Origin of the sequence: Nocardia concava NBRC 100430 (genome assembly GCF_000308815.1) — a bacterium.
Taxonomy (GTDB): Bacteria; Actinomycetota; Actinomycetes; order Mycobacteriales; family Mycobacteriaceae; genus Nocardia; species Nocardia concava.
In genome coordinates this window covers 217,781-236,896 of sequence record NZ_BAFX01000075.1, presented here as the reverse complement: position 1 = coordinate 236,896, position 19,116 = coordinate 217,781, and the positions used below count along the sequence as shown (strand labels likewise).

General features: G+C 66.9%; 16 protein-coding genes. 9 read left to right on the top strand and 7 right to left on the bottom strand.

From position 1 onward, the window contains the following. Positions 1-5: 5 nt before the first annotated feature. Genes ON43_RS16965 through ON43_RS16955 form a run of 3 tightly spaced genes read right to left on the bottom strand, consistent with a single transcriptional unit; the run spans position 6 to position 3,441 of the window. Positions 6-941, bottom strand: a complete 936-nt coding sequence (locus ON43_RS16965; RefSeq protein ID WP_040808419.1) for a sulfotransferase — start codon at positions 939-941, stop codon at positions 6-8. Next, the gene (locus ON43_RS16960) at positions 938-2,104 is read right to left on the bottom strand and encodes an MFS transporter (protein WP_040808685.1); all 1,167 of its coding nucleotides are present in this window, start codon (positions 2,102-2,104) and stop codon (positions 938-940) included. Before ON43_RS16960 ends, ON43_RS16965 begins: the two co-directional genes overlap by 4 nt. Next, positions 2,101-3,441 (bottom strand): DegT/DnrJ/EryC1/StrS family aminotransferase, encoded by a 1,341-nt coding sequence (locus ON43_RS16955; protein ID WP_040808683.1) that lies wholly within the window; start codon positions 3,439-3,441, stop codon positions 2,101-2,103. The genes ON43_RS16960 and ON43_RS16955 overlap by 4 nt, the downstream gene beginning before the upstream one ends. Positions 3,442-3,825: 384 nt before the next feature. Here ON43_RS16955 and ON43_RS42545 point away from each other — a divergent pair, with 384 nt between their 5' ends. From ON43_RS42545 to ON43_RS16935, 4 genes are all read left to right on the top strand, one after another. After that, on the top strand, positions 3,826-6,549 hold the full coding sequence (locus ON43_RS42545) for a tetratricopeptide repeat protein (protein ID WP_157514073.1): 2,724 nt from the start codon (positions 3,826-3,828) through the stop codon (positions 6,547-6,549). A gap of 24 nt (positions 6,550-6,573) precedes the next feature. Further along, entirely contained in the window at positions 6,574-6,969 is a 396-nt protein-coding gene (locus tag ON43_RS16945) for a hypothetical protein (RefSeq protein WP_051178534.1), read from the top strand. Next, positions 6,950-9,442 (top strand): Hsp70 family protein, encoded by a 2,493-nt coding sequence (locus ON43_RS16940; protein WP_040808416.1) that lies wholly within the window; start codon positions 6,950-6,952, stop codon positions 9,440-9,442. The genes ON43_RS16945 and ON43_RS16940 overlap by 20 nt, the downstream gene beginning before the upstream one ends. Before the next feature lie 556 nt (positions 9,443-9,998). After that, on the top strand, positions 9,999-11,351 hold the full coding sequence (locus tag ON43_RS16935; protein WP_083913469.1) for an MFS transporter: 1,353 nt from the start codon (positions 9,999-10,001) through the stop codon (positions 11,349-11,351). Positions 11,352-11,364: 13 nt separating this feature from the next. On the opposite strand, the gene ON43_RS16930 is transcribed toward ON43_RS16935, so the two are convergent. Further along, entirely contained in the window at positions 11,365-11,958 is a 594-nt protein-coding gene (locus ON43_RS16930) for a phosphotransferase family protein (RefSeq protein ID WP_051178533.1), read from the bottom strand. 147 nt (positions 11,959-12,105) lie between these two features. Here ON43_RS16930 and ON43_RS16925 point away from each other — a divergent pair, with 147 nt between their 5' ends. From ON43_RS16925 to ON43_RS16910, 4 genes are all read left to right on the top strand, one after another. Beyond that, positions 12,106-12,741 (top strand): TetR/AcrR family transcriptional regulator, encoded by a 636-nt coding sequence (locus tag ON43_RS16925; RefSeq protein ID WP_245568627.1) that lies wholly within the window; start codon positions 12,106-12,108, stop codon positions 12,739-12,741. An 88-nt stretch (positions 12,742-12,829) separates the two neighbouring features. Beyond that, a complete protein-coding gene (locus tag ON43_RS16920) occupies positions 12,830-13,957 on the top strand; it encodes a phosphotransferase family protein (protein WP_040808414.1) in 1,128 nt (375 codons plus the stop codon). A 52-nt stretch (positions 13,958-14,009) separates the two neighbouring features. Next, positions 14,010-15,098 (top strand): TIGR03857 family LLM class F420-dependent oxidoreductase, encoded by a 1,089-nt coding sequence (locus ON43_RS16915; RefSeq protein WP_040808413.1) that lies wholly within the window; start codon positions 14,010-14,012, stop codon positions 15,096-15,098. A 71-nt stretch (positions 15,099-15,169) separates the two neighbouring features. After that, positions 15,170-15,661: a nuclear transport factor 2 family protein gene (locus ON43_RS16910; RefSeq protein WP_040808412.1), complete on the top strand. Its 492-nt coding sequence runs from the start codon at positions 15,170-15,172 to the stop codon at positions 15,659-15,661. A 71-nt stretch (positions 15,662-15,732) separates the two neighbouring features. Here the strand turns inward: ON43_RS16910 and ON43_RS16905 are convergent, their stop codons facing one another. From ON43_RS16905 to ON43_RS43380, 3 genes are all read right to left on the bottom strand, one after another. Next, the gene (locus ON43_RS16905; RefSeq protein WP_051178532.1) at positions 15,733-16,263 is read right to left on the bottom strand and encodes a LysM peptidoglycan-binding domain-containing protein; all 531 of its coding nucleotides are present in this window, start codon (positions 16,261-16,263) and stop codon (positions 15,733-15,735) included. Positions 16,264-16,386: 123 nt separating this feature from the next. Next, positions 16,387-16,956 (bottom strand): hypothetical protein, encoded by a 570-nt coding sequence (locus tag ON43_RS16900; protein ID WP_040808410.1) that lies wholly within the window; start codon positions 16,954-16,956, stop codon positions 16,387-16,389. A 10-nt stretch (positions 16,957-16,966) separates the two neighbouring features. After that, positions 16,967-17,971 carry a papain-like cysteine protease family protein gene (locus ON43_RS43380; protein WP_083913468.1) on the bottom strand — a complete coding sequence of 335 codons (1,005 nt, stop codon included), beginning with the start codon at positions 17,969-17,971 and terminating at the stop codon, positions 16,967-16,969. 345 nt (positions 17,972-18,316) lie between these two features. Here ON43_RS43380 and ON43_RS16885 point away from each other — a divergent pair, with 345 nt between their 5' ends. After that, the gene (locus ON43_RS16885; RefSeq protein WP_040808408.1) at positions 18,317-19,108 is read left to right on the top strand and encodes an SAM-dependent methyltransferase; all 792 of its coding nucleotides are present in this window, start codon (positions 18,317-18,319) and stop codon (positions 19,106-19,108) included. Positions 19,109-19,116: the final 8 nt, after the last annotated feature.

Genomic DNA, 19,116 nt, shown 5'->3' with positions numbered 1-19,116 from the left:
GTCGCTCAACCTCTCCCGCGCCGATCCAAGATCGGATACCCGTACCGGATCGCCAGCGGCCAGGACAGCGCCGCCACTGTCGCCCGGGCCGAATTCGGCAGCGCGTCACGCCAGGCGTCATCGGTCGGGCGGATGACGGTAGCTCCGGTGTGGAACCGGTCCGGGTTCCCGGTGACCGTGTGATTGGCGTGCAGCTCGATCGTGCGTCCGGTCATCGGATTGGCCGCCGGATCGAGCTCGCACAGCCGCAGCACCGTGTCGATCGTCCCCGCCGGATCGGCGATGAAGTCCTCGTATCGCAGGAACAGCGACCGCTGCGGGAATTTCCGGCCGATCGCGTGCGACGCGAGATTGAACCCGCTCCAATAGCCGGTGCTCTTGCCCGCCGACATGGCGTACACGTATTCCTTCGGCTTGCTCCACGATTGGGCGACGGCCCGCGGATCGCGCACCAGATGCAGGTAGTACGGCGTGATCCCGTCGAGATAGGACAGCAGTGCCGCCTCCCCCGGCATCTTCGAGGTATCGACGATCACCTGCGATTCGCTGCGTTCGGCGATGGCGCGGTAGACCCCGCCCAGCAGGTCCGCATGCGCACGCAAGGGCTCATTGCGCAGTCCGCGGCCCAGCACCTGCCAGGTGTGCCGGGTGCGGGCATAGCCGAGTTGGCGTCGAATCACCTTGTCCGCGTGGTCTTCCGGGGTGACATCATCGGCCCGGCCGACCGGAAGGATGGTGGACCAGAACGGGCAGTCGACGAGCTTGTGCCCGCAGCCGCACAGCTCGTTCACGCCCCGCCCGGCGGCGTTCTTCCACAGGAAATGCAGTTCCCCGACGTGAAATACGCCCGGGATCTCATTCAGGATATTGCCGAGAATGGTGCTGCCGTTGCGGCACCACCCGGTAACGGACAGGACCTTGACCGGTGGCGCGTCGCTCATTCGCCGCCTCCTTCGCTGTGCACGGATTGCGGAATCGTGTAGGCCATGACCGCGGCGACCAGCGCGCAGCCCGCGCCGACCAGAAACACGGCGGAATAGCCGAGCCCGCTCGCGATGGCACCGGTCGCCGGACCCCACACGAACAGCCCCAGATCCCAGAACGAGGTGTAAGCACCCAGTGCCGCACCCTGTTTCGAACTCGGGGCATTGTTCATGACCAGCAGGGCCAGCGACGGATGCAGCAGTGAGAACCCGAGCCCCATGACGATGACGCCCAGCACCGCCACCGCCAGATTCGGCGACCACGCGATGATCAGCAGCCCCGCGGCCTCACCGAGGCCGGACCAGGTGCCCACCCGCCGCGGTCCGAGTTGATCGGGCAGCTTCCCGATGACCAGTCGCGTACCGGCGTACACCGCGCTGAAGACCGCCAGAACGACTGCGCCGGAACCGATTCCGCGTACCTGAAGATCGCGGATGATGAAGGCGGCCAACCCCACATAGCCCGCCGCGGCGAGAGCCAGGGCCAGTCCGGGCAGGGCCGCGGGTTTGAGCATCAGCCCGCGCCCCCCGCTCGGCCGGGCGGTCTGCGGCTCCGGACCGGCGGCGGTGATCAGCGCGAGCCCGGCCAGCGGCGCGACCGCGCACAGCGCCCACACCGCCCCGATCCCGAAGTGCCGCAACGCCGCACCCAGCGCGGTCCCCGCCGAGATACCGCCCCACATGGCGACGCCGTAGAGCCCGATGAGCTGCCCGCGCCGATTGTGCGGCGCGAGCGTGACGACCCAGGCCGCACCCGCCACGAACAGCGCCGCCTCGCCGACTCCGACCAGCAGCCGCACCACAATCAGCCCGGCCAGGCCGAGCGGGACGAAATACAGCAGCCCACCGGCCGCGATGGCCAGCGCGCCGAGCCGCATGACCTGCCGATACCCGTGGCGGTCGGCCAGTCCGCCGAACACCGGCCGGGTCAGCAGCGCGGTCAGGGCGGTGGCCGTCACCACCAACCCGACGCTCAGATCGCCCGCACCGAAACGGTCGCGAACGTGATCGGGCAGCACCGGAATGGCCGCGGACAAGCCGAGATAACCGCAGAACAAGCCGCCGAACACCCCGATGAGCGCGAGCCGCGGCAGCGTTCCGGTCTCGGGTGTGGCCGTCATGGGCGCCCGGCCCACGAGGTGTCCGCGTCGAGCTCCGCCAGGGTCAGCGCCGCCGCGACCTTGCGCACCGCCGCGACCAGATCGTCGCAATCCGCCCGCGACAGCGTCGAGGACAGTGGAATGTCCACGGCCCGCCGCAGGTACTCGGTGGTGGCCGGCAGAGACGCCTGTACCTCCGCGGTTTCCTTGCCGCGGAACAGGAATCGCCAATTCCAGAAGGCGCGAATATTGTGGTCGGAGTCCGAGCCGAGGTTGCGCGCCTCGACGCCTTCCCGGCACAGCGCTCGCGCGAACCACTCTGCGCGTCCTTCGGCGACCTGGAAAATGAAGGCCTCGCCGAGATACGCGCCCGCCGCGACCGGTTGCCGGATTCGAATGTCGTCCAGGTCGGCCAGTTGCGCGGCGACATAGTCGTAATTCGTCCGGAAGGCGGCCAGTCGCAGGGGCAGCCGTTCCAGCTCGGAGCGCAACAGCGCCGCGCGGATCTCGTCCATCCGGAAGCTGTACAGCGGCAGTTCCAGATCGGTGGCCAGCGGTGTCCGCCCATCCGGGAAATGCCGTCGCAGCCTGCCCTCGTAGGCGCCGGAAAGCACTGTGGCCCTGGCGAACAGGGTGCTGTCGTCGGTGACGAGGAACCCGCCCTCGCCACTGTTGAGCGACTTGTCCGACTGGGTACTGAAGGCGCCCGCCAGCCCGAAGGTGCCGAGTTTGCGGCCGTTGAGCTCCGCGCCGAGCGCGGGCACGGCATCCTCGAACACCGGTACACCCTGCTCCTCCGCGAAACGCAGCAGCGCGTCCATGTCTCCGGCGAAGCCGCGCATGTGCACCACCACGATCGCCCGGATGCGCGGCGTCCACCGGCGGCGCAGATCCTCCACGTCCAGGTGCAGGTTCGCATCGGCCTCGACCAGGAACGGCGTGCATCCGGCCAGCAGGATGGCGCTGGGAGTGGCCGCGAAAGTGAAACCGGGACAAGCGATCAGGGCTCCCGGTTCGATTCCGGAGGCCATGATCGCCAACGCCAGCGCGGTGGTCCCGCTCGAGGTGGCCAGCGCGTGCGCGGTCCCGAAGTACTCGCACAGTTCCGCCTCGAAGCGCGCGCACTCGGTCTCGTGCGGCGGGCGATGGTCGTATCGGAAATAGAGGTGGCTGCGAATCGCGCGCAGGGCCGCATCCTCGTCCTCGGGGTGCACGCAGACCGCGCCGCGGTCATAGGTCGGCCAGGGCGTACGCCGTACCGGATCACCACCGTTCAGCGCCAGCCGCGCGGCCCGGGCGGGGTGGGTTTCGGGTGCTGTTGGGGCCGATGTCGAATCGTCGATCACATTGTCCGCCATCATGTTCATGGCACCGACCGACCAGGGATCGGCGGTACTGTCTGCTCTCCTACCGAGACTTTCAAAACGGGGAACCTCGGTGAATGTTCAAGGGACGCTACGCCGAATCCCTAGGATCCATGACCGAAATGTCGTTAAATTCTGGTCACGTGTCCGAAGTTGGCTGATTTCCGCAATCGACTGTGCCCCAACATAATCGGTTCAGAACCGGCCGCCCGCGGCCCAGTGCGACCTGGTTGCCGACCGGACGGTCGAGGCGTCGGTTCGAAAAATGGGCGACGACCAAGCGGACAGTCGGTACCATCTCGCGTTGAAAGGTCGTCGGTTGCTGACCGGGTGCGAGAGGCTCTGTGGCGGAACGACCTTGGGGAGGACGACGCTGCGGTGACGACGCGTGAGGGGTTCGAGCGGGCGGCCGGCGGAGGGGATCCCCGGGCCATGTACGACCTCGGGGTACTGCTTGTGCAGGCGGATCCGCCGGACTATCCCGCGGCCCGACGGTGGTTCGAGAAGGCCGCCGCGGCAGGCGAATCCGCAGCGATGTTCCAGCTCGGATTTCTGCTCTCCGAGAAGCTGGAACCGCGCGACGTCGATGCGGGCAACAGATGGTACGAGCAGGCTGCCGAGCACGGCCAGACGGCTGCCGTGTTCAACCTGGGGCACTATTACTACTACAGGGCCGACCCTCCCGACTATCCCACGGCTCGCCGATGGTTCGAGAAGGCGGCCGCAGCGGGTGATGCCGAAGCATGTTTCCGTCTGGGAGAGCTGTATTCGGAGAAGCTGGAACCACGCGACTACGCCGCGGCGATCTCGTGGTATGAGAAGGCCGCCGAAATCGGTAACTCGGATGCCATGCACAACCTCGGGCGTCACTACCGGTATCGGATGGAGCCGCCCGACAACGAGCGGGCTCGGCACTGGTACGAGAAGGACGCGGACCAGGGTTGTGCCCTGGCCGCCTTCGAGGTCGCGCTACTCGATGTGGCCGAGGGGAAACTCGGCGATGCGATACTGCGGTACGAGAAGGCCGCTGCCGGTGGGCAGACCGGTGCGATGAACAACCTGGGCGTCATGCTCGATCGGGGCCCCGTCGCGCCGAACGAGGTTGCGGCCGCCGAATGGTTCGAGCGCGCCATCGCCCTCGGCGACCAGCGGGCTCAGGAGAACCTGGACATTCTCCGCGGGGCCGCCGAGCCGCGGCCCGATGTGCCGAGAACCATCCTGCCCGAATCTGTTTCACTCGCGCCGCCGCCCGCGACGCCGGTGACCGCCGCGTCCACCGGAGTGACGGCGGCCCTGGATGCCGTTCTCGACGACTCCCCATACTTGCGCAACCCATTCCGGCTGGCTGGACTGCGCGCCGATGCGGACTCGCGCCAATTTCGTGCGCGGGTAACCGAACTGGAGGCGTGCGAGCGGCTCGGCGCGCCGCTGCCGAGCCGGGGCGTGTTGCCGGTATCCGCCTCCCCCGAGCCGGGCGACGTCCGGGCCGCCCTCAACCACCTGCGTGACCCGGTGAATCGTCTGGTGCACGAGCTGTTCTGGATTTGGCCGGCCGAGGGCGCCGACCCTGCGCTCGACGCGCTCGCGGCAGGCGATGTCGCGGGTGCGGAACAGATCTGGCTGGGCCAACTGGCCGAGAACGGTATCGCGGCACACAATCTGGCCGTCCTGCGTCACATCCAGGGTCTGGAGTCGCCGCGGGGGCGTGCGCCCGAAACCTGGCTCGACGCGCTCACCGCCTGGGATGTCGCGCTGAGCGGCGCGGCACTGTGGGATCGATTGCGAGCCCGGGCCGCCCGCATCGACGATCGCAGACTCGGCGACTCGGCACCGGCCGAGTTGCGGCGCGCGCTGCCGGCCGGGCTCCTGCGTTTCCATGCCGCGCTGATCGTGCAGGCCGCCAAGGACTCCGACGCCAGGACCGTGACCCTGCACATCGACGTGCTCACGCGATTCGGTGAGCAAGTGTCCCGATCGCCGAGTTCCTTCGCCGCGGAGACGGTCAACGACGTGCGACGGTCGACGGTCGGTCTCCTCGCCGCCCACGTTCGAGCTGTCGTCGCCGATGTCGCCGATGTCGAAGGCCGCGAGGCGCTACCGGCGGCACATCGCATGCTCGATCGCGCCCGGGTACCGGTGCTGGCGATGGACCGGATCCGTGAGCCGTCCGACCTCGAGGGGCTGGGCGCCTACGACGAACTCGTCTGGGCGGCGGTCAATCTCGACATCAGATACGTGAACGAGACCGAGGATTGGACGGCGAGCATCGCCCTGCTCGAGCGGATCGCCCTGCCCGCGTCGGACTCGAGCCGGCGGCGGCTCGCCGAAGGGTGGGAGCACACCGCGCGCAACAAACTCTCGGAACTGGTCGCACACGCACGGACCATAACCGCGGCCGATAAACGCGGAGGTGCGAACGCGGCGGGAGTTCTGCTGGATCGTGCCCAGTTCCTGCTCGCCCGCATGCGCGCCCACCTGGGACCCGACCACGAGCTAATCGTGGAGTGGCAGGACATGGTCGCCACCCGGGTCACCTACTGCCTGGTGGACTATTTCAATGTCACCGACGATCTGGACACCGTCGAGCCGTTGCTGGCGAGGATCCGGCCCCTGCCCCTCGGCGGCGAGGCGAGGAAATATGTGGCCGACCAGAGCGCGAACCTGAACCGAATCCGCGAGCGGCGCAAAGAGACCGCCCGGCTGGAGGCCACCTGCTGGTTCTGTGGGAAGGAACCCAAGTACCCCGGAGCCCACCTCGCACTCGACCTGCATCGAGACCTGCGGGCCTACCGGGGCGGCACGGAGCAGTGCACGGTCGAGGTACCGCGGTGTGCGACGTGCTGGCACGAGCACCTGCCGGAGGCAAAGCGGGAGAGACGTGCCGCCGTGGTCTTCCTGCTGGGCGTGGTGACGACCATTGTCGGCTTCTTCGCCGGCCTGGCCGCCCACATGCTGTTCATCGTGGCCGCGGGTGGGTTGATGGTCGCGATCGTCGCCGGGAACGCGGATTACGGCATCGAGATAAAAGCGCGCGCACACAAGTTTCCGACCGTCGTCGAGCTGATGGCCAAGGGCTGGATGCCGGGCAAGCGGCCCGCCTAGCGGTTCGCCGATAAGTGAGGTGTTATGGACGGCAGGGATTTCCGGCCGGTGCTGGTGGAAATGGCGACAATGGTCTGGAGGTTGCGGAGCAAACTCGCCGCCAATTCCACCGCCAATGGCGATGATTCGGCGAAACTGCTGAATTCCCTTTCCCGCCAGGTGGAGTCGATGGCGCTCGCGCTCGCCGAGGCGGGCGTGCACGTGCAGTCGCATACCGGCGAGGCGTTCGACCCGGGCCAATCGGTGGAGGTGATCGCCTTCGAGCCCACGGAGTCGGCGGACCGCGAGACGGTTCTGGAAACGATCACCCCGACGGTGTATCTCGACGGCCGACTCGTACAGCGCGGCCAGATCATCGTCGCCACACCCGAACTCGGGCAACAACTCTCGGAGGATTCCCATGGACAGATCGACCGTTGACTTCGGGATCGACCTCGGCACCACCAACAGCGCCATCGCGGTGTTGCGCGGTGTCGAGGCCGAGATCGTCAAGAACAACGAGGACGCCGACACCACACCGTCGGCGATCTGGATCGATCGCCGCGAGCAATTGCGGGTGGGTCGTGCGGCCAAGGAACGCAGTGAGTCCGATCCGGACAACGCGGCCGTGGAATTCAAGCTGCGCATGGGAACCGCGGGCGAATCGGTGCGATTCGCCTCCAGCGGACGCGAATTGACGCCTCCGCAGCTGTCGGCCGAGGTGCTCAAGTCGTTGCGCGCCGATGTGCAGCAGCGACTCGGCGAGGAGATCGAGGCCGCGGTGGTGACGGTGCCCGCCGCGTTCGACATGGCGGCCTGCGACGCCACCCGGGCCGCCGCCGAAGCCGCGGGCCTGCGTTTCTCGCCGCTGTTGCAGGAACCGACGGCGGCCGCGCTGACCTACGGCTTCCAGTCGGCCGACGAGGACGCGCGCTGGCTGGTGTACGACCTGGGCGGCGGCACCTTCGACGCCGCCGTGATCCAGTTGCGCGAGGGCGAATTCACGGTGCTCAACCACCGCGGTGACAACTACCTCGGCGGCAAGCTGATCGACTGGCAGATTGTCGAAGAGCTGCTGATTCCCGCCGTGCGGGCGGAATTCGGGCTGCCCGAGCTGGCCCGCGGCGCGGTGCGGTGGCGTTCGGTGGTGAACAAGCTGAAGCTCAACGCCGAGAAGGCGAAAATCCAGCTGTCCCGCTCACCCTCGGCCGATATCGAGATCGAGTTCGACGACGGAGACGGGCGCAGATTCGAGTTCTACTACGAATTGCGGCGCTCGGAGGTGGAGCGCCTGACCGAGCCGTTGCTGACCCGGTCGGTGAACCTGTGCCGCAAGGCGCTCGAGGAAGCGCATCTGACGCCCGGCGATATCGGCAAGATGATCCTGGTCGGTGGCCCGACGCTGTCGCCGTACCTGCGCGAGTACCTCGGTGACGAGCGGCACGGCCTCGGCATCGTGCTCGACCACAGCCAGGATCCCCTGACTGTCGTGGCCCGCGGAGCCGCCATATTCGCTGGGACGCAAAGGATTCCGCAGAGCGCCACACCCGTGGCCGTGCCCGGCGGGTTCACCGCCCAGCTCGAGTACCCGCCCGTCGGCCCGGACCGGGAGCCGCTGGTGATCGGACGGATCGACGGCGGCGAGGGCGGCGTGCCCGCCGGGCTCACCATCGAGGTGGTGAACCCGGAGTCCCGGCCGCCCTGGCGCAGTGGCAAGATCGCCGTCACCGACACCGGGATGTTCTCCACCACGCTGTGGGCGGACACCGGCCGCGCCAACACCTTCGAGCTCGAACTCACCGATTCCGACGGACGCCGACGCGAGCTCGTGCCGGATCGCCTGACCTACACCGTCGGTGCGGTCGAAACCCAGCCGTTGCTGACCCACCGCATCGGTCTCGGCCTGGCCGACAACAGCACCGAGGAGTTGATCGAACGTAATACGCCGCTGCCCACGCGCGCCCGTAAACGTCTCCGCACCTCGGTCGGGGTGCTGCGTGGCATCGCGAAGTCCGGGTTGATCCGAATCCCGGTGGTCGAGGGCGAGCACGCGCGCGCCGACCGCAACCGGGTCATCGGCCGACTGGACATCACCGCCGAGCAGATCGAGCGCTCCGTTCCCGCGGGTAGCGAGATCGAGGTGACCGTCGAGATCGACGCCTCGCGCATCATGGTCGCGCGCGCCTATCTGCCCTACCTCGACGCCGAGTTCGAGAACGTCATCGATTTGCGCACCGAAACCCTGCCCGACGCAGACCAATTGCGCCGCGATACCGAGGCGGAGCTGCAGCGCCTCGTCGAGGTCCGGCAGCGCGCCATCAGTCTCGGGAATCCGAGCTCGGGGCTCCTGCTGGAGCGCCTGGACGAGGAGAAAACGGTGAGCGATACCCGGCAACTGGTCGAGGCGGCGGCCACCGACCCGGACGCCGCCGTGGCGGGAGCACAGCGATTGCGCGACCTCCGGGCCGCGATCGACGAGGCCGAGGACGAGCTCATCTGGCCGAGCCTCGTCGCCGAAGCCAAGGAACTGGTCGGCTTTACCCGGGCCCGCGTCGGGGACGTCGGCCACGAGCTGTACCGCCACGAGTTCGACCAGCTCGAGGAGGCGGTGCACAAGGCCATCGACAATCGCGCTCCCGACCTGCTCCGCCAGCGCGTCTCCGACCTCCGCCGACTGTGGCAGCGACTGCTCGACCACACCGGGGAGCTGCATGTCATCCTCTTCGAGGAGCTCTGCGAGCGCCGCGCCTCGATGGTCGACATCGTGCTGGCCGATACCCTGATCGTGCAGGGGCACAGCCTGATTCGCGACAATGAGCTGGGGCAGCTGCGGGTGGTGAATGCGCGCCTGCGCACCTTGCTGGAAGAGCCGCCCGCCGACCCCGACCCCTTCAGCACCATCCGCAAGGCATGATGGCCGGTGGCCGCTCCGTCGGCGGCGAAACCGGACGGGAAACCCTCGGCACAATGCGAATCGTGCATCAGTCGATCACGCGGGAGCCTCGGCTTTCCTGTGTCGGCTGATCTCCTCATATCCGACTTCGATCGAGACGATCTCTTCCTCGGGGGCCGGGCTCATGCGGCGACCTGCTGTGACGTGCCCGACAGTCGCCTCCGAGGGCTGCTGTGAGATTGACGAAATATGGTGGTAACCGGCGAGCCAATTGATTAGGCTAAGGAAAGTGTTGGGCTTCCCGGCCACGCCGATGACGTCGTAGGGCCTGTCCCGTAACCCGAGCGTTCGCGCTCTCGTACAACGATCCGATCGCCGATGTCCCCGCGGCGGCTGGTGCGGGATAACCCGCTGCCGGGCCGCATGCGTGCGCTGCTGTCGATGCTCTCGTGGACCTGGCGATTTTCCGAGTCCGAACGTCCGGTGGACGTTGGCTGTTTCACCTCCTTCGGGCGGTAGCGGTTCAGGGCGCGTGCCCCACGCACCCGTAGTCCGTCGAACCGTAGGAGGCAGACCTGTGAGGCCGGGAGTTGTAGCGCCCCAGTCCGATATCCGACACAATCCCGGCGACACTCCCCCGCGCAGCACCTTCGCTTCGCTGCGAAATCGCAACTACCGCCTGTTCTTCACCGGCCAGGTGGTCTCCAATATCGGCACCTGGATGCAGCGGATCGCACAGGACTGGCTGGTGCTCAGCCTCACCGGATCCGCGGCCGCGGTCGGCATCACGACCGCTCTGCAGTTCCTGCCCATGCTGTTGTTCGGGCTCTACGGCGGCGTCCTGGTCGACCGCCTGCCCAAGCGGCCGCTGCTGGTGTTCACGCAATCCGCCATGGGCGCAACCGGTCTCGCGCTGGGCGTGCTGACTCTCACCGGTCACGTGCACGTATGGCATGTCTACGCAACGGCTTTCGTGCTCGGCCTGGTCACCGTCGTCGACAACCCGGCCCGCCAGACCTTCGTCTCGGAGATGGTCGGCCCGGACCAGCTGGCCAACGCGGTCAGCCTGAATTCCGCGAACTTCCAATCCGCCCGCCTCGTCGGCCCTGCGGTCGCGGGCGTGCTGATCGGCGCGGTCGGCAGCGGATATGCGTTCGTCTTCAACGGACTGTCGTTCCTGGCCCCGATTACAGCACTGCTGCTGATGCGCACCGCCGATCTGCGTGAGGTCGAGCGCACCCCGCGCGGCAAGGGCCAGCTGCGCGAAGGACTGCGCTATGTCGCCGGCCGTCCCGAACTGCTCTGGCCGATCGTTCTGGTCGGTTTCATCGGGACCTTCGGATTCAACCTCGCGATCTGGCTCACGGCCTTCACCGACACCGTCTTCCATTCCGGCGCACAGACCTACGGCGTGCTCAATTCGCTGATGGCGGCGGGCTCACTGGCCGGCGCCCTGCTGGCGGCCCGCCGCGCCAGCTCCCGCCTGCGCATGCTGGTCGTGGCCGCGGTGCTCTTCGGACTGCTCGAGCTGGTGGCCGCGATGGCCCCCTCCTTCTGGCTGTTCGCACTGCTGCTCATCCCCATCGGAATGTTCGGCCTGACCGTCAACGTGACCGCCAATTCCTCGATCCAGATGGCCACCGACCCGGCGATGCGCGGACGCGTCATGGCGCTGTACATGATGGTCTTCACCGGCGGGACCCCCATCGGCGCGCCCTTGCTCGGCTGGATCACCGACACCTACGGCGCCCGCATCGGCTTCGCTGTCGGCGGCGCGATCTCCGCCCTCGCCGCCCTCGGTATCGGCCTGATCCTTACCCGTATCGCGGGCGTGCGCCTGCGCGAGCTTCATGTACCTTCGACATGGCGCGAAGTGGTGAATCTCCAACCGCCGCAGCGCGATAGCGGCCGCGAACCGGTAGCGGCCTGAGTCGGTTACCCGGCTAGCAATCGATCGGCAACCAGCCGGGCCACGGACGCGGGCCGATGTCGCCGCGCACGGAGGCGAGGCGGCAGGCCGCCTGGGCGCGTTGGCGGGGATCGGTGGTCGCGATGCGGGCGGCGGCGATGGCCATCGCGAATTCCTGGATATCCCGGAGCAGATAGAAGCGGCCGCAGCGGGCGACGTCCTCGCCGTAGGTCCGGCAGAATTCCACATATTGCGTCGTGGCCAGCCAGCCGAATGACCAATATGCCATCGCCACCGGGATCAGATCCCATTCCGGCGGGCCGACGGTGGCCGCGTTCGAATGCAACGGGGTCGCGCAGTCGTCACCGCCGGTGAGCACGCCGTCGATGCGGGTCGAGCCGTGGATGACACATCGGGATCTGCCCTCGGGCAGGCCGTGCCAGCGGCCTTGCAGTTCCGAAAGATGCCCGCGCAGCCATTGCCGATCCTCGCTACCCAGACCGCGTGCCGCGTCGATTCCGCGGGCCAGTCCGGTGAACGGATCGAATTCGGCCGACTCGACGTCGCCCGGTGGCGGGAGTTGGTGGACGTGTTTCAAGGTATCGGCCAGCCGGATGAGTTCGAGCATCGCGGGCCCCCTTCGCTGAACACCAAGCGGTATGGGTGTTTTCATGGAGTTCGCAGCCGCGCCGAGTCTGGATCGCAGCCTGGGGCAGGAATCGTGTTGCTGGTCCGGCCGCGGACCCGGCCAGCAAACCACCGCTATCGTCATCACGTGGCCGAAGTGGGATCAACAATGCAGTCCGCGGCGGGGACTCGCCTCAATAGGAAGGGGCGCGAGACCCGGCAGCGGCTGCTCGACGTCGCCATCGGGTGTCTCGCCGACGGATCGGGCGAACCGCTGTCGGCGAATCGGGTCGCCAAGGAGGCCGGGGTCAGCTGGGGCACCTTGAAGCATCAGTTCGGGGATATCGACGGGCTGTGGGCCGCGGTGCTGGTCGAGCTGACCGACCGCACCGGCGCGAACAGCCCTGAGGTGTGGCCGCAGATCACGGGCACGATCCGGGAACGCGTGTGGGAGATGGTCGATGCCATCTGGACCATCCTGGACACCCCGATCGGGCGGGCGGTCGAGACGCTACGCGCGGGCCTGCCCAACGATCAGGTCGAGCGGCAAGCCGCCTTCCCTCTGACCGCAGCGGCCATGGCCGCGTACGAGGACGCCTGGCTGAAGGCCTTCGAATATTCGCTGGCAGACCTGCCTTTGGACCCGCAGAAGGTGTCCAGCGTTCGGTCCCTGATTCCAATGGCCATGCGCGGCATCAATAACGAGCGCCGCCTGTCCTCGAGCTCCGAGGTGGCCGCGGCACGCCACTGTCTGGTCGATGCGATAGCGGCCTACCTGCAATAACAGAGATTCTTTGAGAACCCTCGTTGACAATTGCGGGCGGGAGGTCCAGGGTTACCTCCAGCTTTCGCAATCCAGTCAGGAGTGATCCATGTCTCCGTCGCCCGACGACAAGGGCATGCGGCTGCAGCGCAGCAGCCGCGACACCGCAACCCTGATCCCCCGCCTCACCGAATGGGTGGCCGAGCAACTGCCGGGCGGTGCGGACCCCGAAATCACGCTCGGTTCGGGCATAGACAGCAATGGCATGTCGGCGGAAACCCTGACCCTGACGCTGAATTGGCGCGAATCCGGTGCCCCGCAGTCGGTCGAGTTGATCGCGCGCATGGCCCCCGCGCCCGGCGACTTCCCGGTCTACGAGCACTACGACCTGCAGGGTCAGTTCGACGTGATGCGGATTGTCGCCGAGGCCAGCGGGGTCAGTGTCCCGAAGGTGCGGTTCCTCGAACCCACCGGCGAGGTGCTGGGCACCCCGTTCCTGCTGATGGACCGCATCGACGGCCTGGTGCCGCCGGATGTCATGCCCTACACCTTCGGCGACAACTGGCTCTTCGACGCCACCCCCGAGCAGCAGCGCCAGGTGCAGAACAGCACCCTGGAAGCGCTCGCCAAACTGCACGCGATCCCGGATGCCGCAACGACTTTCGGGTTTCTCGACCCCCGCTACCCCGGCGCGACCCTGCTCGAGCGGAACCTGAACCGCGCCCGCGCCTGGTACGAATTCGCCGTCCGTGACACCGGTCCCTCTCCCCTGGTGGAGCGAATCCTGAAGTGGCTCACCGCGAATCTCCCCGAGCCCGGCGAGACCGTGCTCTCCTGGGGTGACGCGCGACTCGGCAACTGCATGTACCGCGACTTCGCACCGGTCGCCGTCCTCGACTGGGAAATGGCGACCATCGGCCCCCGCGAACTCGACTTGGCCTGGCTGTTGTTCGGCCACCGTACTTTTCAGACGATCGCGAACAACTTCGGCTTCCCCGGCATGCCGGATTTCATGCGCGAGGACGACGTGAAGACCGCCTACTCCGAGTACTCGGGCGTCGAGATCGGCGATCTCACCTGGTACACGATGTTCGCCGCCCTGAACTACTGTGTCGTCCTCATGCGCGCTGGCGGCCGGCAGGTCCATTTCGGCGAGATGGAGCGCCCCGACGACGTCGAGGTGTTCCTGCATCACAAGTCGCTCGTGGAACAGCTGCTCGCCGATCTCGGCGCCTGATTCACCGCAACACCATCATCCTTCCGAAACGCTCTGGGGAAGAACAACTCTCATGGTCGAACAACTGAACGAACTCGCCTATTACTGCATCACCCGCCACCCCGCCGACGCCCGCGTGCTGTTCCCGGAGGCCCGCACCGCGGAGGAGATCGGCCTCGGCTCCTGCATGATCGGTGAGCGCATGACCGTCAAGGACTCCGCGGTCCTGTCCGGCGGCCTCGCCGGCTGCACCACCGATCTCGGAATCGCCGCTGCCGCAACGAATCACCACACCCGCCATCCCATGGTGACCGCCACCATGGGTTCGACCATGCAGGCCCTCACCGAGGGTCGCTTCGCCATGGCCTTCGGGCGCGGCATGGCGGCGAACTGGAAGGCGATCGGCCTGCCCGCCGTCACCGAGGCCCAGCTCCGGGATTTCGTCGGTATCCTGCGCCGCCTCTGGGCGGGCGAGACCATCGTCAACCATGACGGTCCCGCCGGTTCCTGGCCGGTGCTCTACCACCAGAACGGACTGGACGACGCGCCCCCGATCGGCTTTGTCGCGGTGGGGCCCAAGACCATGGAACTGGCGGGCGCCATCGGTGATTTCGTCGTCCTGCACACCTTCTTCTCCGACGAGGCGACCGCGAATTCCGTTGCGGCCGTGCGCCGTGGCGCCGAGCGCGCGGGCAAGGATCCCGACAGCGTGCGCATCTGGTCGTGCCTGGCCACCGCGAGCGATGCGCTCTCCCCTGAGGATCAGCTGCGCCGCCGCACCGGCCGCTTGGTCACCTACCTGCAGGCCTACGCCGGCATCCTCATCGCCGCCAATGGCTGGGATCCGGCGGTCTGGGAGCGGATCCGCTCGACCCAGCTCTACCAGGACGCGGCGGCCGCGGGCCCGATCGACGCTTCCGCCTCGGTCGAGACTCTCGAGCAGCTCGACGCTCTCATTCCCGACGAATGGCTGGCCTCCGCCGCCTACGGCACGCCGAAGCAGTGCGTGGAGAAGATCTCCCGCGAATACGACCTCGGCTGCCATTCGGTGATCATGCACGGCGCCAGCCCGCACGAGCTGGTCTCGGTCGTCGAGCACTATCGCGCCAACCGGCCCACGTTGCGCCGCGCGGTGGCGGCGAATCCGGGCAAATTCGCCTGAGTGCCCGATCGGCGGGCCGCCGCCGATTACCGTGGTTAAGCGATAGTGATTAACGCGAAAGGAATTGCGCCATGGGTAAATTCAGCCGAGCCGAGCTGGAAGAGGCGCTGCACCACTACAGCCGGGTCGTCGACCGTTGTTCCGAGACCGGCGACTGGAGCCCGTTCGCGGACCTGTTCGTCGAGAACGTCGAGTACATCGAGCACGCCTACGGCACCTTCCATCACCGCGAGGACGTGCGCGCCTGGATCGTCGAGGTCATGAAGCCGTTCCCGCACATGCGTTTTCCGCACGAGTGGATCGCCTACGACGAGGACAATGACGCCATCGTGGTCGGCATCAAGAATCTGCTGGACCATCCCACCGAGCCCGGCGTCGAATTCTGGTTCCCCAACACCACCCGTCTGGTCTATGCCGGTGACGGATTGTTCGCCAGCGAGGAGGACATCTACAACCCCGCCCGCGACGCGGCCCGCGTCATCGGCGAGTGGATCAAGGCGGGCGGCGTCATGCACAGCACCCCGCAGGTCGAGATGAAGTACATCGTCAAGCCCTCGGTGTAGCGACGCGCTTGTGCCGGGCCCAACGAAATCGGGCCCGGCACAAGCGTTTCGGTTCGGGTACCTGCCTCCTGTCAGGGGATGGTGAGTACCTGCCCGACGCTGATCATGTCGGGGTTGTCGAGTCCGTTCGCACGGACGATTTCCATGAACCGGTCGCGACTGCCGAGCTCACGCTCGGCGATCGCCTCCAGCGTGTCACCGGCCGCGACGGTATACGGGTGAGGCCCGGGCGTACCTGTCGGCATCGATACCTCGTCGGCCGAGGTGGGTATGTCGGTGGCCGTCCGGCTGGCCCAAACGACCTTGTCACCGGCATACATCACCAGATTCCGGTCCGGCAGCAGCACCAGCCGGTCGCCGCCCTTGCCGTTCGTCCCGGTCGACCAGGCGGCACTGCCATCGGACTTGTAGAGCACGAAATTGCCGTCGTCCTGCATGACACTGCGCTGCACATCCTGCCCGTGTGTCCCGGAGGCCCATACCTCGCCGCCGGGCTCGGTCAATGTCAGATTGCCGTCGTTCTGCAGGGTCAGGGAGTAGTCCCCATTCTGCAGGGACTGCCCCAACCCCAGCTCATCACCGATCCGCACCATATCGCTCACGACTGTTCCTTTCGAAGAAGGTTCACTCGCTCTCGATCAATGACATTCCGACCACGATCCATGCGGTGATCAACGGTACGCCTGCCCGGAATACGCCCGTGCCGAGCACCGCCGCGGCGGGGGTCAGGCGGGCGGGGCCGTGGTGTGGCGGGCCAGCTCGGACAGTTCGGCGAGGAAGTCCGCGGTGGGAACGGGCTTGCCCTCCTTGCCGATTGGCGATGGTTCGAGGGGGACCAAGAGGTCATCGGTCGGCGAATGCAGCCATAGCGCCATCACGTAGAGGGCGGGAATGCGCAGCAGGCGCAGTTCGTATCCCTTCTTCTCCAGCTGGGGCAATCTGCGGATGGTTTTGACGGCCTTGTCGGTGCCCAGGACGAAGGGGCCTTCGGTGAATTGGGAGACTTCCTGGGTGCCGTCGGGGGCGGGGGTGGTTTCGGCGCTGGCGATGATCTGGTTGCCGTCGGTGACCAGGTAGCGCCAGCCGACGGAGTGGGCGCGGTCGAGTCCGGCGTTGGCGGCGAGGTCGTCGAGGCTCATGGTGAAAACCTCGTGCGGCGTGGACAGGTCGAGGTTTTCCTTGCGGGCGTTCTTCAACGCCTTGGTGGAGAACTTCCCGTGGTCGGCGAAGGCGTGCAGGCGTCCCTTGATCTTGTCGGGTACGTCGGCGGGCGGTTCGGGCAGATCCAGTGGCATGGCGTGCTCCTCAGCGCTGGGTCTTGTAGGAATGGGTCCAGGATCCGGTGCCCTGGTAGCGGTTTCGGTAGTTGTCGTAGGTGACGTCGGAGTCGCCGTACCAGGGATCGGCGACGCTGACGTAGTCGACCCCGCCGGAGACGAAGCGTCCGCGCAGCACCATGAAGTGCCCGCCGCCACCGGCCCAGCCGATTCGCGTCCCCAATGGCGCGGGCCTGGCGAGCTCGGTGGCCAGCTGCGTGATGGTCAAGGGCGAGCCCAGGATCTGATTGAAGTGCCCGACGCGCTGCAGCGCCCGATCCAGCCACCACGGCTGATTGCAGGGTGCCACCGATCCCGCGCCGCCGCAGCAGTCGTTGCGGCCCACCTCCGCATTGACGACCGTGCACTGGGTCCACGCGGTCGCGGCGTCGTAGTAGGCGGCCACGCTGGTCGAGGTCGCGGCCCAGCACCACTGGGTCTGCTGCTGGTGCTGCATCGCGAAATCGAGCCGCTGGTCGGCCAGTTCGAGGAAGTACTTCTCGTGGATGCCGCCGTCGGCGGCGAACTGGCAGTTGACGATCCCGCCCCCGCCGGCGCTGTAGGCGGTGACGCCGGTGCCGTTGAGCCGCAGATACACCTTCGGGAACCCGATGGATTCGAAGGAGAACGATCCGTCGGATTGCGGGCTGGCATGGAATCTCTCATACGGCCCCGGACCGCCGGTGCTGTACTGGCAGTTGACCGTTCCGCCGCCGGAGGCGGTCTGCGAGGTCACCCCGCTGCCGTCCATCCGCAGGTAGACCTTCGGAAATGCCGCCGACTCGAAACTATACGAGCCATCGGTCTGCGGCCGGACCTTGAACTTCTCATAGGATCCGGCGGTGTATTGGCAATTGACCACGCCGCCTCCGGAATCGGTGCTGGTGGTCACCCCCGAGCCGTCCAGCCGTATGAAGACGTTGGCGAAGGCCGTCGACCGAATGGTGATCGGCGCATCCCCCAGGCTGGCGAGATCGGCTGCTGACAATGGCATGATGAGCCTTCTTTCGTCCGCTTCATCCCGTGTCCGGCGCGGATTCCCTTCCGTCGATGGCGATTTCGTCCGCGCCGGTGAGATGTGTCCAGTTGAGCGCATACCACCCGGCGCAGGAAGGGTCTTTGGTCCCGAAACGGACAGTTATTCGGACGCCGTAAATCAGCGAAACCGGTTGGCTTGCAACATAACTCGAGAAATTTTGATCGACGGGCGAACCGCTCTCCGGGCGTCCTCGGATTCGAGGTGACTTTTCGTGCCGCGTATCTGACCGATCGGGCCGTCCGCGGGACTAGTCTGTCCGAATAATCAAGTAGTACGTCCGGCGGTCGAAGCGGTGATTGGATGAACGGAGAGCTCCCCCTGGACGTCCCGCACACCTCCCGGATTTACGACTACTTCCTCGGCGGCAAGGACAATTACGAGGTCGATCGGCAGGCTGCGCAGGAAATCCTGAAGGCGTGGCCCGATATTCGCACCGCGGCCCGGGTCAACCGCCAGTTCATGCACCGCAGCACCCGATTCCTGGCCGAGGCCGGGATCCGCCAGTTCCTCGATATCGGCACCGGGATTCCCACCGAACCCAACCTGCACCAGATCGCCCAGCAGACCGCCCCGGACTGCCGCGTCGTCTACGTCGACAACGATCCCCTGGTGCTGGCCTACGCCCGCGCGATGATGATGAGCGGCGAACAAGGCGCCACCACCTACATCCACGGCGATGTCACCGACCCCGCGGCCATCCTCCGCGATCCGGACCTCACCGATATCCTCGATCTCACCGAGCCGGTCGGCCTGAGCCTGATCGCCCTGCTGCATTTCGTCGAGGCCGACGTCAACGCCATCCTCGCGACCTTCCTCGACGCCCTGGCCCCCGGCTCCTACCTCGTGATCTGCACCATCACAGCCGATTTCGCCCCCGCCCAGGTAGCGGCCGCCCAAGACGTCTACCGCATCCGCAAGATGCCCGCCCAGGTCCGCACCTACGACGAAGTCACCGCCTGGTTCAAGGGCCTCGACCTGACCGAACCGGGCATAGTGCCCCCGCATCGCTGGGGTCTCGCCGATACCGTGGAGATCCCGCACTCCTTCGACGCGAAGATCTCCTGCTACTGCGGGGTGGCGCGCAAGCCCTGAGCGAGCGG

Coding starts and splice junctions, on each gene's coding strand:
- ON43_RS16965 (WP_040808419.1), bottom strand. CDS start 941: ATGAGCGACGCGCCACCGGTCAAGGTCCTGTCCGTTACCGGGTGGTGC.
- ON43_RS16960 (WP_040808685.1), bottom strand. CDS start 2,104: ATGACGGCCACACCCGAGACCGGAACGCTGCCGCGGCTCGCGCTCATC.
- ON43_RS16955 (WP_040808683.1), bottom strand. CDS start 3,441: ATGGCGGACAATGTGATCGACGATTCGACATCGGCCCCAACAGCACCC.
- ON43_RS16945 (WP_051178534.1), top strand. CDS start 6,574: ATGGACGGCAGGGATTTCCGGCCGGTGCTGGTGGAAATGGCGACAATG.
- ON43_RS16940 (WP_040808416.1), top strand. CDS start 6,950: ATGGACAGATCGACCGTTGACTTCGGGATCGACCTCGGCACCACCAAC.
- ON43_RS16930 (WP_051178533.1), bottom strand. CDS start 11,958: ATGCTCGAACTCATCCGGCTGGCCGATACCTTGAAACACGTCCACCAA.
- ON43_RS16920 (WP_040808414.1), top strand. CDS start 12,830: ATGTCTCCGTCGCCCGACGACAAGGGCATGCGGCTGCAGCGCAGCAGC.
- ON43_RS16915 (WP_040808413.1), top strand. CDS start 14,010: ATGGTCGAACAACTGAACGAACTCGCCTATTACTGCATCACCCGCCAC.
- ON43_RS16910 (WP_040808412.1), top strand. CDS start 15,170: ATGGGTAAATTCAGCCGAGCCGAGCTGGAAGAGGCGCTGCACCACTAC.
- ON43_RS16900 (WP_040808410.1), bottom strand. CDS start 16,956: ATGCCACTGGATCTGCCCGAACCGCCCGCCGACGTACCCGACAAGATC.
- ON43_RS43380 (WP_083913468.1), bottom strand. CDS start 17,971: ATGCCATTGTCAGCAGCCGATCTCGCCAGCCTGGGGGATGCGCCGATC.
- ON43_RS16885 (WP_040808408.1), top strand. CDS start 18,317: ATGAACGGAGAGCTCCCCCTGGACGTCCCGCACACCTCCCGGATTTAC.